12 protein-coding genes are annotated in these 15,241 nt (G+C 53.8%); 6 read left to right on the plus strand and 6 right to left on the minus strand.

All coding sequences use genetic code 11. The features are described from left to right. Positions 1–27: 27 nt before the first annotated feature. Positions 28–1,974, minus strand: a complete 1,947-nt coding sequence (locus ACPUC7_RS04960; protein WP_494921985.1) for a bifunctional 2',3'-cyclic-nucleotide 2'-phosphodiesterase/3'-nucleotidase — start codon at positions 1,972–1,974, stop codon at positions 28–30. A gap of 293 nt (positions 1,975–2,267) precedes the next feature. Between ACPUC7_RS04960 and cysQ the strand changes: the two genes are divergently transcribed. Then, positions 2,268–3,014, plus strand: a complete 747-nt coding sequence (cysQ, locus tag ACPUC7_RS04965; protein WP_494921986.1) for a 3'(2'),5'-bisphosphate nucleotidase CysQ — start codon at positions 2,268–2,270, stop codon at positions 3,012–3,014. Between the two features lie 35 nt (positions 3,015–3,049). Here the strand turns inward: cysQ and ACPUC7_RS04970 are convergent, their stop codons facing one another. After that, entirely contained in the window at positions 3,050–3,607 is a 558-nt protein-coding gene (locus ACPUC7_RS04970) for a YtfJ family protein (protein WP_494921987.1), read from the minus strand. 314 nt (positions 3,608–3,921) lie between these two features. Here ACPUC7_RS04970 and ACPUC7_RS04975 point away from each other — a divergent pair, with 314 nt between their 5' ends. After that, on the plus strand, positions 3,922–4,128 hold the full coding sequence (locus tag ACPUC7_RS04975) for a DUF1107 domain-containing protein (RefSeq protein WP_494921988.1): 207 nt from the start codon (positions 3,922–3,924) through the stop codon (positions 4,126–4,128). A gap of 98 nt (positions 4,129–4,226) precedes the next feature. On the opposite strand, the gene paeA is transcribed toward ACPUC7_RS04975, so the two are convergent. After that, on the minus strand, positions 4,227–5,570 hold the full coding sequence (gene paeA, locus ACPUC7_RS04980) for a polyamine export protein PaeA (protein ID WP_343554558.1): 1,344 nt from the start codon (positions 5,568–5,570) through the stop codon (positions 4,227–4,229). A gap of 439 nt (positions 5,571–6,009) precedes the next feature. Between paeA and tamA the strand changes: the two genes are divergently transcribed. The 3 genes from tamA to ACPUC7_RS04995 are packed head-to-tail and all read left to right on the plus strand — an operon-like array spanning position 6,010 to position 11,869. Further along, complete coding sequence (gene tamA, locus ACPUC7_RS04985; protein WP_494921989.1) at positions 6,010–7,749, plus strand: autotransporter assembly complex protein TamA; 1,740 nt, start codon at positions 6,010–6,012, stop codon at positions 7,747–7,749. Further along, positions 7,746–11,516 carry an autotransporter assembly complex protein TamB gene (gene tamB / locus ACPUC7_RS04990; RefSeq protein ID WP_494921990.1) on the plus strand — a complete coding sequence of 1,257 codons (3,771 nt, stop codon included), beginning with the start codon at positions 7,746–7,748 and terminating at the stop codon, positions 11,514–11,516. The genes tamA and tamB overlap by 4 nt, the downstream gene beginning before the upstream one ends. 2 nt (positions 11,517–11,518) lie before the next feature. Next, positions 11,519–11,869: a gamma-glutamylcyclotransferase family protein gene (locus tag ACPUC7_RS04995; protein WP_343554560.1), complete on the plus strand. Its 351-nt coding sequence runs from the start codon at positions 11,519–11,521 to the stop codon at positions 11,867–11,869. A 55-nt stretch (positions 11,870–11,924) separates the two neighbouring features. On the opposite strand, the gene ppa is transcribed toward ACPUC7_RS04995, so the two are convergent. The 3 genes from ppa to ACPUC7_RS05010 all read right to left on the minus strand — a co-directional run bounded on the left by ppa (position 11,925) and on the right by ACPUC7_RS05010 (position 13,489). Continuing rightward, positions 11,925–12,455: an inorganic diphosphatase gene (gene ppa, locus ACPUC7_RS05000; protein WP_343554561.1), complete on the minus strand. Its 531-nt coding sequence runs from the start codon at positions 12,453–12,455 to the stop codon at positions 11,925–11,927. A 100-nt stretch (positions 12,456–12,555) separates the two neighbouring features. Beyond that, positions 12,556–13,005, minus strand: a complete 450-nt coding sequence (locus ACPUC7_RS05005; RefSeq protein WP_343554562.1) for a DUF441 domain-containing protein — start codon at positions 13,003–13,005, stop codon at positions 12,556–12,558. Positions 13,006–13,075: 70 nt separating this feature from the next. Continuing rightward, complete coding sequence (locus ACPUC7_RS05010) at positions 13,076–13,489, minus strand: lysozyme inhibitor LprI family protein (protein ID WP_494921991.1); 414 nt, start codon at positions 13,487–13,489, stop codon at positions 13,076–13,078. A 171-nt stretch (positions 13,490–13,660) separates the two neighbouring features. Here ACPUC7_RS05010 and ACPUC7_RS05015 point away from each other — a divergent pair, with 171 nt between their 5' ends. After that, on the plus strand, positions 13,661–15,229 hold the full coding sequence (locus tag ACPUC7_RS05015; protein ID WP_494922374.1) for a methyl-accepting chemotaxis protein: 1,569 nt from the start codon (positions 13,661–13,663) through the stop codon (positions 15,227–15,229). Positions 15,230–15,241 lie beyond the last annotated feature (12 nt).

The raw sequence follows: 15,241 nt of genomic DNA on the forward strand, positions 1-15,241 counted from the left end.
GAGGGCGGCGATTGCCGCCCTTTGCGGTTATCTCTTCTGCAAATCCACCTGCCACAACGCAAAACCTATCTCATCGCTGCCAACCGCTTTCATCGGATAATCGGCATGCTGCTCAATAAATGTCGTGGCTTTCGCGCCAGGCGCGGTTTCAAAACGGATATCCAGCGGCGTGGTGCTGCTTATCGGTGCTAAACGCCAGTTGTGATCCGCTTGCGGTTTCACTTCGCCGTGCGCTTTGGTTTCGCTGCTGATATAGGCGGCAACCACCGAGCGGTTCTCATCCGGTGAGGCGAAGGCCACATATTTATCGCCGGTGCCGGCAAACTTGCCGCCATACGCGCGATAGTTATTGGTGGCGACCAGGAAGGTAGCGTTAGGATCGATTGGCTTGCCTTGCCACGTCAGGTCTTTAATGCGCGAGGCGTCTTTATTGATTAGCGTGCATTCCGCGTCGTAGCGTGCCGGTTGTGTCACATCGATTTGGTACTGCACGCCATCAATCACATCAAAGTTGTAGGTGCGGAAATCCCAGTTAATCAGCGATTGCGGCTTGCTACTGCGCGGATCGATCTGATTAAACTGCGCGGCGGAACACTCCAGCCACTCTTTCACCTGCGCACCACTGACTTTCATCACCACCAAAGTGTTTGGATAGAGGTAAAGATCGGCGGCATTGCGGAAGGTGAGGTTGCCTTTTTCCACTTCGACATAACTGGCGGGATCGTTTTTACGTCCGCCCGCTTTAAACGGTGCGGCGGCCGAGAGCACTGGTAAGCGGCCTAAATCGGGATCGCCCTGAATAAAGTGCTCAACGTAAGCGCGTTGCGCATTATTGACGATCTGCACTGTAGGATCGTCCTGCACCAGCGACAAATAGCTATACATCACGTCAGCCGATTTGCCGATTGGCTTGGCGACAAACTCGCGCGTGGCGCGATGATCCTGATCCAGCACTTTCACTAAATCAGCATCTTCAGTAGCCAGCGATTTTTTCGCCACGCTATCATAAATGGGCCGCGCTTCAGCTTTGCCCTGGGTGACTTGCCAGCTTCCGGCTTGGTTGCTCAGTACCAAATCAACCACACCAAGATGATCGCCCCACATGCCTGGCATTACCGCTGGAACGCCGTTCAGTGTCCCTTGCGCGATATCCGCGCCTTTGATCGCCGCAAACTCTTTGCTGGGGAATACCGCATGGGCGTGACCAAACATAATGGCGTTGATGCCCGGAACCTGACTGAGGTAGTAGACCGAATTTTCAGCCATGGCGTGATAAGGCTCGCTGCTCAAACCGGAGTGCGGAATAGCGATGATTATTTCAGCACCTTTTGCGCGCATTTCCGGCACATAGCGCTTCGCTGTTTCCGTGATGTCATCAACTCGCACTTTTCCCTGCAGATTGTTGCAATCCCACACCATAATCTGCGGCGGAACGAAGCCGATGTAACCAATTTTTAACCGATGTTGCTGACCATCACTGTCTACCACTGTGGTTTCTTTGATTAAGTAGGGTGTAAACAGCGGTTCCCCGCTCTTTTCATCGATAATGTTGGCATTGACGTAGGGAAAGCGTGCACCCGCCAACGCTTTTTGCAGATACGGCAAACCGTAATTGAATTCGTGATTGCCGAGATTGCCGACGGTGTAATCCAGCGTGTTCATCGCTTTATAAACCGGATGCACTTCGCCGGATTTCAATCCTTTCGCCGCCATGTAATCACCCAGCGGACTGCCCTGAATGATATCGCCGTTATCAACCAGCACGCTGTTTTTTGCCTCAGCGCGTGCCTGCTGAATCAATGTTGCGGTGCGTACCAGGCCAAACTTCGCCGTTGGCGTGTCTTTGTAATAATCGAAATCCATCATATTGCTGTGCAAGTCAGTGGTTTCCAGAATGCGCAGATCCACCGTAGTAGCCTGTACCGTGGCGGCAGTAATACACAGTGCCAATAACGACATGCTCGCTTTAAACATCGCTTGCTCCTTGTTCGGTCCAATGGGCCTCTCAAAATAATGTAAAAACATGACGAATTATCATTTCAATTTGTGATGAGGCTCTGACTTTCGCCCAATATCTGGCGCCGTGCTCAGACGATTGCGCATTCAGCATCGCGCCATAGCCGCCGCTGACGAACTATGGTATTGATAATCATATAAATTGCCGTTCCACAACGCGCAGCCGCAAGCGGTTAGAGCACTACTGCTAAAATAAGAACAGATGGGCTGTTGCAGTCTGGCAGGCAGCATCAACGGAAAAGAGGTCAACAATGTTAGATAAAATTTGTCAGCTGGCGCGTGACGCGGGCGATGCCATCATGCAGGTTTACGATGGCGCGCAGCCAATGGATGTGACGCGTAAATCGGATGATTCGCCGGTCACTGCGGCCGATCTCGCGGCACACGGCGTGATTCTGCAAGGATTGAATGCGTTAACGCCGGATGTGCCAGTTTTGTCGGAAGAAGATCCGCCGAGCTGGGAAGTGCGTCAGCATTGGCAAAAATATTGGTTGGTTGATCCGCTGGATGGCACCAAAGAGTTCATCAAACGCAACGGCGAATTCACCGTGAACATCGCGCTGATTGAAAAGGGTAAACCGGTGCTGGGTGTGGTTTATGCGCCTGCGCTCGGCGTGATGTATTCCGCCGCCGAAGGCAAAGCCTGGAAAGAAGAAAATGGTCAACGCGCGCAGATTCATGCACGTGAAGCGCGTCCACCGTTAGTGGTGGTGAGCCGTTCGCATTTCGATAGCGACCAAGAGCTGCAAGAGTATTTGCATCAACTTGGTGAGCATCAAACTACCGCGATTGGCTCTTCGCTCAAGTTCTGTTTGGTGGCCGAAGGTGCGGCGCAACTCTATCCGCGCTTCGGGCCAACCAACATTTGGGATACCGGTGCAGGCCACGCCGTGGCGATTGCCGCAGGCGCGCATGTGCATGACTGGCAGGGAAAAACGCTGGATTACACGCCGCGTGAATCGTTCCTGAATCCCGGTTTCCGCGTCTCCCTGTTTTAACCGATTGTCAGGTCGCCATTGCTGGCGACCTGCAATCACTGTTTCAACAATTCGTGAATCAACGTCATCGCCTGCTGCACTTCATCCTGGGTCAATGCGCCCTCTTTGGCATAACGCACATGCGCGCTGTTATCCAGAATCACAATCGCCGAACCGCCTTTCTCTAACTGCCACGCCTGACGCGCATTGCCGTTGCTGTCGACAATAAATTGCGACCACGGATATTGTTGCTTATTGCTCTCAATGCTGCTGCGCACGAACATGCCGGTGCCGGGAATCGCATCGTCGGTATTCACAATGGTGGTGGTTTGATAGCGATCGTGTGGCAGGTGCGCCGCTTTAATCGCTTCAATCAACGCGGCATTTTGCTCTTTGGCAGAAGAGCGGCCAGCAATATGTAAGATGACGCGCACTTTTCCACTCAGTTGCGCGCTATTCCACGATTTATAGCTAAACTTATCTTGTTGATATAGCAGCTCACCTCGGTCATTAACGCCAACCGCCGGTACGCGTTCACCTAATTTAAATGCATGTGCTGATGCCAATCCAGGCATTAGCAGTGCCAGAGCTATCACAGTGTGTGCCAAACGCATTTCTTATGCTCCTTAGTGATCCGACCAGTCATTCATGTTCCTGCAATATTAGGTGTGGATGATGCGTCTGTCGCAATGAGTTAACAGGTTTGCAACCTATGCCACAAATCCATAATGAGTGAAGGTTTATACTGAGTTTTGTGAGGCTGATAACAGAGTGTTCTGTAATGATGTGTCAATTCAGTAAATAATTCACCTTTTCGGAACATTGGTAAGAAAGGATGCTCTATAGTTATGCCTCATTTGCGCTTCATGGTTTCGTTCCAAATTTGGTAACGACGGAGCGTATTACATCTGTTCAGGAGTTAAACAGCATGAAGATCTTCCAGCGCTATAATCCGCTGCAAATTGCGAAATATGTAAAAACGCTATTTAAAGGAAGGTTGTACATCAAGGATGTTGGCGCGTTTGAGTTTGATAAAGGCAAAGTGATGTTGCCGCGCGTCAAAGATAAACAGCATCTAAGCGTGATGTCTGAAATCAATCGTCAGGTTCTGCGATTGCAAGCCAAGTACAACTGAGTCAGCATGAAAAAGGGCGCCGTTGGCGCCCCGTAGCGGCGCGATTTATCGCGCCTTTATTTTTTCCAGGTCACCATAAATGGCGACCCAACAAAGCGTTAACCTGCTGGCGTCTCAGTTTCATCCACCGCGTTTTTAGTCACATTCAGCACTGGCGGGCGTTCATCAATACGCGTCACCAGTAACTGGTCGATGCGATAGCTATCAATATCCACCACTTCAAACTTGTAGCCTGAGAACTTCACGAAATCGGTACGTTTCGGAATCTTGCGCAGCATATACATCATGAAGCCGCCGATGGTTTCGTAGTTGCCCGACTGCGGGAAATCGTCGATATCCAGCACGCGCATCACATCATCAATTGGCGTACCGCCTTCAACCAGCCACGAATTCTCATCACGCGCCACGATCTGCTCTTCCTGACCTTGGCCGACCAAATCGCCCATCAGCGTCGTCATCACGTCATTCAGCGTAATGATGCCGACCACCAGCGCATATTCGTTCATGATCACCGCGAAATCTTCACCGGCGGTTTTGAAGCTTTCCAGCGCTTCAGACAGCGTCAAGGTATCCGGCACAATCAGCGCTGAACGAATCTGTACGCCGCTACTGAGCGTCAGGCTTTGGTTACCCAACACGCGCAGCAGCAACTCTTTGGAATCGACATAACCAACGATGTGGTCGATATCGCCATCGCAAACAATGAATTTCGAATGCGGGTGCTGGGCGATTTTATTTTTCAGCGTGGTTTCATCTTCGTGCAGATCGAACCACACCACGTTTTCGCGCGAGGTCATGGATGACGGCACGGTACGTGATTCCAGCTCAAACACGTTCTCGATCAGTTCATGTTCCTGCTTACGCAGCACGCCCGCTAAGGCGCCGGCTTCAACTACCGCATAAATATCGTCAGAAGTGATGTCGTCTTTGCGCACCATCGGCAATTTGAAGAGGCGGAAGAAGACATTGGCTAAGCCGTTGAACAGCCACACCAGCGGACGCAGCACCACCAGGCAGAAACGCATCGGGTTGATGATACGCAGCGCAACCGCTTCTGGCGCAATCATGCCGACGCGTTTTGGTGTCAGATCGGCAAACAGAATGAACAGGCTGGTGACGATGGTGAAGGAGCAGATAAAGCTGAGTTGTTCAGCCAAATCCGGTGCCATAAAGCGGCTAAACAGGCTATTAAAGGCGGGCGAGAAGGCCGCATCGCCAACAATACCGCCGAGGATGGCAACCGCATTCAGGCCAATCTGCACCACGGTGAAGAACATGCCAGGTTGTTCCTGCATCTTCAATACGCGTTGTGCGTTGATATTGCCTTCGTCAGCCAGCAGCTTCAGCTTGATCTTACGGGCGGCTGCCAGCGAGATCTCCGAAAGGGAAAAGAATGAACTGATGAGTATCAGTAAAAGAATGACAAGTAAGCTATCGAGCATAAAAGGTCCGTTGGGTTAAACACTTGTCATTTTTGGCCTGGGCAGCGCGGGAGTGGGCGTACATCCGGTATTGCCAGTCAAACAGGCTATCCGTGCCAAAAATGTCTGCGCCATTTCGACAAGATAAGGTTAACGTCGGGGCAGAAAGGGTGCAGGCGAGGCCTGCTGGTCGCTGATTATAGCAGCAGCGCTTATCATGCCGCTAGCACGGCGCGTTATGGGCTCGGATTAATCCGAGTGAATGGCTGGAACAGGCAGAACATCTGCTTGGTTGTTGTATCGTTTCGTCCATTTGCCGACAATAGGTCACAATTTGGCTTAGTCGCTGTGTTTCCGCCGTTGCGCGTCATAAACAGCGGCTATGCTGATGGGTACACGTGCCCTTCGATAGCATAAACGCCCCGCGGAATAGGGGCCGGCATTATTAACAGGAGTAAGCGTGCCACGATTGCATATTTATTGTTTGGCTAGCCTGATGCTTGCCGCACCTGCCGTCGAGGCAGCGAAAGTGCGCTTGCAGCTGGAAGGCCTTTCCGGGGAATTACAGAAGAACGCCAGGGCACGCTTGTCGACCATTAGCAGTGACGAGGTGTCGAACGATGGGCGTTTTCAGGCGCGCGTATCCGAAGCGATCAAGGAAGGTCTGCGCGCGCTGGGTTATTACGAACCGCAGATTGATTTCGAATCACGTCCTGCACCGCCGCAAGGTGGCCGTCCGGTATTGATTGCCCACGTCACGCCGGGTGAACCGGTGAAAATTGGCGGCAGCACTATCGTGATTCAGGGCGAAGCGAAAGACGATGCCGATTATAAAGCCTGGGTGAAACAGGGCACGCCGAAAGTCGGCACCCAGCTTAATCACGGCGATTACGACAAATTCAAAAACGGCTTCTCCAGCCTGGCACTGCGTAATGGTTACTTCGACGGTGACTTTAAGCAAAGCCAGCTTGGCGTATCAGTGGAACGGCGTGAAGCGTTTTGGGATATCGATTACGACAGCGGCCCGCGTTACCGTTTTGGTGATGTCAGCTTCCAGGGATCGCAAATCGACGAAGCCTACCTAAGAAATCTGGTGCCGTTCAAAAAGGGCGATCACTATAGCTCGCGCGATCTGGCTGAACTCAATCGCCGTTTATCTGCCACCGGCTGGTTTAATTCGGTGGTGGTGGCGCCTGAGTTCGATAAAGGGCGCAAAACCAAAGTGTTGCCGCTCAATGCTGCTGTTTCGCCACGCGTGGAAAACACCTTAGAAACCGGGGTTGGTTACTCGACGGATGTCGGCCCGCGCTTGAAAGGCACGTGGAAAAAGCCGTGGGTGAACAGCAGCGGTCACAGCTTGACCTCCAGCGCCTATATCTCTGCGCCAGAGCAGCAGCTTGATCTCAGCTACAAAGTGCCGCTGCTGAAAAGTCCGCTCGAGCAGTATTACACCTTCTCTGGCGGTCTGAAGCGCACCGACCTCAACGACACCAAATCCGATACCACCACATTGGCGATGTCGCGTAACTGGGACAGCAGCAGCGGCTGGCAAAAAGCCGTCAACTTACGCTGGAGCCTCGATCACTTTACCCAAGCCAGCGTCACCAACACCACCATGCTGCTTTATCCGGGCGTCAGCCTGAACCGCACCCGTTCGCGCGGCGGATTAATGCCGACATGGGGCGATTCACAACGTTACTCGGTGGATGTGTCGGATACCACGTGGGGATCGGACGTTGATTTCCTGATCTTGCAGGCGCAAAACGTCTGGATCCGTACGCTCGCCGATAAACATCGCTTTGTGGCGCGCGGTAATCTCGGTTGGATCGAAACCAACGACTTCGACAAAGTGCCGCCAGATCTGCGCTTCTTCGCCGGTGGCGACCGCAGTATTCGTGGCTACAAATACAAAGACATTTCACCACGCGATGACAACGGCAAGTTAACCGGTGCGTCGAAAATGGCCACTGGATCGCTGGAATATCAATACAACGTGACCGGCAAGTGGTGGGGCGCGGTGTTTGTCGATTCCGGAGAAGCGGTTAACGACATCAAACAGAGTGACTTCAAAACCGGCGCAGGTTTCGGTGTGCGCTGGTCTTCTCCGGTTGGGCCGATCAAATTCGATATCGCGCGGCCGATTGGTGATGACAAGGAACACGGATTGCAATTTTACATCGGGTTGGGGCCTGAACTATGAAGCTGTGGAAAAAGGTCCTGATTGGCATCGCTATTTTTCTGGTGCTGCTGTTGGGCAGCGTGGCGTTTTTAGTTGGCACCACGCCGGGTTTGCATTTATTGCTGAAAGGCGCCGATCGTTGGGTGCCGGGTTTATCCATCAAACAGGTTGAAGGTGGCTGGCGCGATTTGACGCTGAGCGGCGTGAAATATGAGATGCCGGGCGTCAGCGTAGATGCCGGACGTTTTCATCTGGCACTGAATCTTAACTGCCTGCTGCACTCCTCAGTGTGCGTTAACGACATTGATTTAAAAGATGTCAGCGTGGTGGTCGACAGTAAAAAAATGACGCCAGCCGCCGCACCGCCGCCGGAAGAAGAGAGCGGCAGCCTGAATCTCAGCACGCCGTATCCGATCACGCTGAGCAAAGTCGGTTTGCATAACATCAACGTCAAAGTGGATGACACCGCGATTTCGTTGCTGGATTTCACCACCGGATTGCAATGGCAGGAACGCGCGCTGACGCTGTCGCCGACGCATATCCAAAGCCTGCTGATTGCCTTGCCAAAAGCCGCCAAAGTAGTGGATGAGCAAGTGGTGCAACCCAAAGTGCAGCAGCCGCAGCCGGATGAAAAACCGCTGGGTGAAACGCTGCAAGCGATGTTCGCCAAGCCATTGTTGCCTGAATTACCGGACTTCCAGTTACCGCTGGATATCACCGTGCAGGAGTTGCTGGGCGAACAGCTGCGTGTCACTGGCGACACCGATGTTTCCATTACGCGTTTGCTGCTAAAAGCAAAAACCGCCGATCGCCATTTGCAGCTCGAAACTTTTGATGTCGATTCGCCGCAAGGGCAGGTGAATGCCAGCGGGGAAGCGACTTTAGCCGACAACTGGCCGGTGAATTTTGCGCTCAACGGCACGCTCAATCTCGACCCGATCAAGGGCGAGAAGATCAAGATGAACCTCGCGGGTGCGATGCGCGACGAGCTGAAACTGGGGCTGAATCTCTCGGGGCCGGTGCGTGCGCAGTTGGATGCCCGCGCGCAACCGGCGGTCGCCGGTTTGCCACTGTCGCTGCAACTCACCAGCCCGCAGCTGCGTTGGCCGCTGACCGGTCCGGTGCAGTATCAGGCGGATAATCTCGATTACCAGTTCAAAGGCAAAGCCACTGATTACGTGATGTCGCTGCGTACCGCGGTGAAAGGCGAAGGCGTGCCGCCGGCCAACATTGCGCTGGACGGTAAAGGCAACGAGCAGCAGTTTAACCTCGATAAACTGCGCGTCGCGGCATTGCAGGGCAATATCGATCTGACGGCGCTGGTGGACTGGAGCAAAGCCATTAGCTGGCGCAGCGAGTTGACGCTTTCCGGCATCAACACCGCCAAACAGTATCCGGATTGGCCAGCCAAACTGGATGGCAAAATCGCCACGCGCGGCAGCCTGTACGGTGGAAGCTGGCAACTCAGCGTGCCGCAGTTGGAGCTGAAAGGGAACGTTAAACAGAACGCGGTGAGCGCCAAAGGCACCTTAACCGGCAACAGCTACAACCAATGGAAAATCCCCGGCCTCAACATTGCGCTAGGTCGTAACCATCTGGATGTAAAAGGCGAATTGGGCGATGCGCTCAATCTCGATGCCAACATTGATGCGCCCAATCTGGATAACGCGCTGCCGGGGCTGGGCGGCGTCGCCAAAGGCACTATCAAAGCACGTGGCACTTTGCAGGCGCCGCAGCTGCTGGCCGATCTCACCGCCACCGGTTTGCGCTGGCAGCAGCTGCAAATCCGTCGCGTCGCCTTGCAGGGCGATGTGAAATCCAGCGATCAAATCGCCGGTAAGCTGCAATTGCGCGTTGAACAGTTACAGCAGGATGCGCTGAAAGTGAACTTGCTGACGCTGAACGCCGACGGCAATGAAAAGCAGCATCAGCTGAAACTCAATGTGCAGGGCGAACCGGTTTCCGGTCAGTTGGCGCTTAACGGCAGCTTTGATCGCAAAACTGAGCGCTGGCAGGGCAATCTCAACAACACGCGCTTTGACACACCGGTCGGCGAATGGCGTTTGACCCGCGCGATGGCGATTGATTACCTCAACAGCAAGCAAACCGCGACGATTGGCCCGCATTGCTGGCAAAACCCGAACGCGCAACTGTGCGTGCCGGAACCGATTGAAGCCGGTGCCAGCGGGCATGCGCACGTGGTGCTGAATCGCTTTGATTTGGCGATGATCAAACCGTTCCTCACCGACGCCACCAAACTGAATGGCGTGTTCAGCGGTGATGCGCGCGTTAACTGGACCGCCGATGGCGCGCTGCCAACCGGCACCATAGCGCTGAAAGGCAACGGCGTGAAAGTTGAGCAGGACGTGCAAGGCAACACCTTGCCGATCGCCTTCGATACGCTGAACCTGAATGCGGCGATGCGTAACGGCCGCGCACAGCTGGATTGGCTGATTCATATCGTCAACAACGGCCAGTTAAGCGGCAATGTGCAGATCGCCGATCCACAGAATCGCCGTCAGCTTTCGGGCAACATCGGTATCAGCAATATTTCGCTGGCGATGCTTAATCCGGCGCTGATGCAGGGCGAGAAGATCAAAGGCAACCTGAATACCAATCTGCGCCTTGGCGGTTCGCTGCAACAGCCGCAGATTTTTGGTCAGTTGGGATTGAGCGATGTCGATATGGACGCCAGCTTTATGCCGGTCGATCTCACCTCGGCTAATCTCAACATGGTGTTCAACGGCATGAGCTCAACGCTCAACGGCCTGATTCAAACCGCGCAAGGCAACATCAATCTCAGCGGCGATGCTGACTGGAGCCGTCTGGATAACTGGCGCGCGCGCGTAGCCGCCCAAGGCAGCCGTGTGCGCGTCACCGTGCCGCCGATGGTGCGCATGGATGTCTCGCCGGATCTGGTATTCGAAGCCACGCCAGCCGCCTTCAACCTTGACGGCAAAGTTGATATCCCGTGGGCGCGCATTACGGTGCAGGAAGTGCCGGAAAGCGCCACCGGCGTGTCGTCGGATGAAGTGATGCTGGATAAACAGCTGAAGCCGATTCAACCGAAAACCGCCGCCATCCCAATCAACAGCAATCTGGTGATTCACGTTGGCAACGATGTGCGTCTCTCAGCGTTTGGTCTGAAAGCTAAGCTGAATGGCGATCTCAAGCTGGTGCAGGATAAAAATGGCCTCGGCTTAAACGGACAAATCAATATTCCATCCGGTCGTTTCCATGCGTATGGTCAGGACTTGCTGGTGCGTAAAGGTGAATTGCAGTTCGCCGGGCCGCCGGATCAGCCGTACGTTAACCTCGAAGCAATCCGTAATCCGGAAGCCACCGAAGATGATGTGACGGCTGGTTTGCGCGTGACAGGATTGGCAGATGAGCCGAAAGTGGAAGTGTTCTCCGACCCGGCGATGTCGCAGCAAGAGGCGCTTTCTTACCTGTTACGCGGCCAGGGATTGGGTAGCGATGGCGACAGTAACGCATTAACTTCCGCGCTTGTCGGTTTGGGGGTTGCGCAAAGTGGTCAGGTTGTGGGTAAAATCGGCGAGACATTCGGCGTGAGTAACCTCGCACTTGATACCGCAGGCGTCGGCGACAGCCAGCAAGTGCAGGTGAGTGGTTATGTGCTGCCAGGTCTACAAGTAAAATACGGTGTCGGCATCTTTGATTCACTGGCGACCTTAACCTTGCGTTATCGCCTGATGCCCAAACTCTATCTTGAAGCCGTGTCCGGTCTCGACCAGGCATTGGATTTGCTCTATCAGTTTGAGTTTTAGCAATGCGAATAATTGTCTACGGCAGTTTACGGCGCAAACAGGGAAACAGTCATTGGATGACGAATGCGCAATGGCTCGGCGACCACCAGATTGCAGGGTTTGATCTCTACAATCTGGGTCACTATCCGGGCGTGATTGCGGGTGAAGGCAGCGTCTATTGCGAGGTTTATCGCATCGACGCCAGCACGCTCGGCGAGCTTGATGCCTTGCGCACCAAGAATGGCGAATACAAACGCCAGCTGATCCAAACCCCTTACGGCAGCGCCTGGCTGTATGTCTATCAACGTTCGGTGGCTGGACGCACGCATATCGCGAGCGGCGATTGGCTAAACCGCGATGGTGAACAGGCATAAATAAAAACACCGCCCAATGGGCGGTGTTTTTTTATCGGCGTGGCAGAGAAGAAACTTATTTCTGCTTAGCGCGCTCGAAAGAGGTCAGGATTTCAGCTTTGGCCGCTGCTGCGTTATCCCAGCCGTCAACTTTCACCCATTTGCCTGCTTCCAGAGCTTTGTATTGCTCGAAGAAATGGGTGATCTGCGCTTTCAGCAGTTCTGGCAGGTCGTTCACATCTTTGATGTGATCGTACTCTTTGCTCAGTTTGGTGTGCGGAACCGCAACCAGTTTGGCATCTTCGCCAGACTCATCGGTCATTTTCAGCACGCCAACTGGACGGCAGCGAATCACTGAGCCCGGCACCAGTGGATACGGGGTTGGCACCAGCACGTCAACCGGATCACCATCCAGAGACAGGGTGTGGTTGATGTAACCGTAGTTGCACGGATAGAACATGGCGGTAGACATGAAACGGTCTACAAACAGGGCACCAGATTCTTTGTCGACTTCATATTTGATCGGATCGGCATTCGCCGGGATCTCGATGACAACATAGATATCTTCTGGCAACTCTTTACCTGCAGGCACCTGGTTCAAACTCATCTGGCTTTCCTTCATTAGTCATATGTTGAGTGACGGCTATTATAGCCAACTGACTCTGAAAGTATGCCCCCTTTTTGGCGTTTCGGAATGCTCCAACCCGCTACTTCGCAGTGACAAACAGCGAGACGATCCCCGCAGCAATCAGTGGTCCGACCGGTACGCCACGGAAGAACGCCACGCCAATCACCGTACCAATTAACAGCCCACCAATCACCGACGGTTGCACACTCATAAAATTCACACCGCGTCCGCCCAGCCAGGCGACAAAAACGCCGACCACAATCGCCACAATCGATTGCCAATTAGCGAAAGATTTCAGCAGCGAAGAGGCCGGCAGCGATCCGCTGGCCAGCGGTGCCATCACCGCCACGGTGAGGATTATGATGCCAATTTGAATGCCCTGTTTTTCCACGTACGGGAAGAACTGCGCCAGCGGCGTCAGCTTGATGGCTAACAGAATCAGAATCGAAATGGTAACAGCGCTGTTATGGACGAAATAGCTGAGAACGGCGAGGCAAACCAGAATGATGGTGGAGGCATAAGCAGCCATGATTTCTCCCTGAGGATTAATGGGCGCGCTGGCAAATACCAGCGCTAAGCGTGTTTAACGCTTCCATTTATCAACAATCATCGGGATTGGCGCAACTGCCTTTGTTAATTGATTGCAACATGAGTGCTTGATTGCGCACCAAACTTACCCCTTGCGCGCCGACAGACAGCGCCGCCATGCTGCCCTGGCTGCTGAGGAAATAGCTGCGGCTGGCATCAAGCCAGTTATCGCGATAAGCCAGCCACGCGCGCTGTGCATTGCGCAATTTGTCTTTAGGTGCACCAGTTAATTTTTTCATCACTTGGGTGTACTGCGCATTCATCTCTTTATCCCATGCCTTATTGGCATTGCCGTAGCATTGGGACATGCCCGCGGTGCTGGATTCCTTGTTCAGACACTGTTCAAGCTGCTGGTCGATGGGGTTCTGCTGCGCCACGGCAACGCCGCTGGCCAACAAAAACGCAATCGGGAGCCATTTTTTCATCATTTCATTCCTTAATTTTGATGCAGCGGACTTCAGTAAATTTGAAGCGTAAGTGATCGTCAGCCAATTGACCATCAACACGCGATAAAGTTTCCGGGTGACATTGCCGATAATCTCTCCGTTTTAGGGCTAGCGGATTTCTGCCTTTTCTTGCATACGGGGATAATCATGATGAAACAGCTATCAATTCGTACCGCACTACTCGCTCTATTGGCCTTTATGACGCTGCTGCTATTGGCAGTCAGCGCCATGGGCATTTCTGCCATCAACGCCGGCAACCAATCGTTGGATGCCATTAACCGCATTCAGGGCATTGAGCTTAACAGCTTATTCCAAAGCCGCTCCGAGCTGATGCGTGCGCGTGCCAACGCCGCCTTAGCGGTGCGCAAAATTGAAATTGGATTACTGGATGATGGCGCCGTTGTCACTAAGCAATCGCAGGCGGCGGTGGAAAGTTCGCGTAAATTCTTAGACGCCTTTGTCGCGGCGGGCACCGTCACTGCGCACGGTAAAACCTTGGCCGATGCGATTGTTGCGACCTACGCCGCGTACGAGAAAGAAGGCATCACGCCGATGATCGCCGCACTGCAAAAACAGTACACCGATGAGTATTACCAGGTTTTGGAAGGTAAGCAGTCGCAGCTGGCGGCGAACTACTCCAAAGCGGTCAATGATTTCAGCAAATATGCCGACGAAGTCTCCAGCTCGCGTCTACAACAAGCAGCCGAAAACGAAACGCGCATGAAGATCCTGATTGGTGTTTCGATGGCGTTAACGCTGCTGCTGATCGTGCTGGCCTGGCAGTTGCTGCGCCGCTTGCTGCTGCGTCCGTTGGATGGCGCGATTGAGCATCTGGAGCAGATTGCCGCCGGTGATTTATCCCAGCCGCTGCCGCAAGCCGGCAAAAACGAACTGGGCCGCTTGAATCAAGCGCTGGCCAACATGCAGTTATCACTGAGCAATTCGGTTAGCCAGGTGCGTGAAGCCAGTTTGCAAATCGATGTCGGCAGTCGTGAACTCGCTGCCGGAACCGTGCATCTTTCGCAACGTACCGAAGAGTCAGCCGCTTCGCTGGAGCAAACCGCTGCCAGCATGGAACAGCTCACCGCCACCGTGCGCCTCAATGCCAGCAACGCCAAAGAAGCCAACCAACTCGCTAGCAATGTCTCCGGCAGCGCCGATCGCGGGGCCGAAGTGGTGGGGTATGTGATGGAGAAGATGCAGGAGATCACCCAAAGCTCCAACCGCATCGGCGATATCCTGAGCGTAATCGATGGCATCGCTTTCCAAACCAACATCCTTGCGCTGAACGCTTCAGTGGAAGCCGCACGTGCGGGTGAACAAGGGCGCGGATTTGCCGTGGTCGCTAACGAAGTACGCACGCTGGCAGGACGCAGCGCCACCGCCGCCAAAGAGATTCGCGAGTTGATTGCGGAATCGCAAACGCGGGTGAAAGAGGGCAGCGACATGGCAACGCGCGCTGGCGAAACCATGGATGAAATCTCCAGCGAAGTGATGCGCGTGACCACGCTGATGAAAGAGATCTCCATTGCTTCCGAAGAACAAAGTCGGGGCATCGAGCAGGTGAATCAGGCGGTGACGCAGATGGATGAAGCCGCGCAGCAGAACGCCGCATTGGTCGAGGAAGCCAGCGCCGCCACGCAATCGCTGGAAGCGCAGTCGCAGCAGTTGCAGGAATCGATGGCGCAATTCCGCGTAGTCGCAGCGCTGCATTCGTAGGGCGCGCATTTC

It is taken from the genome of Pantoea sp. CFCC18179, from assembly GCF_059412405.1.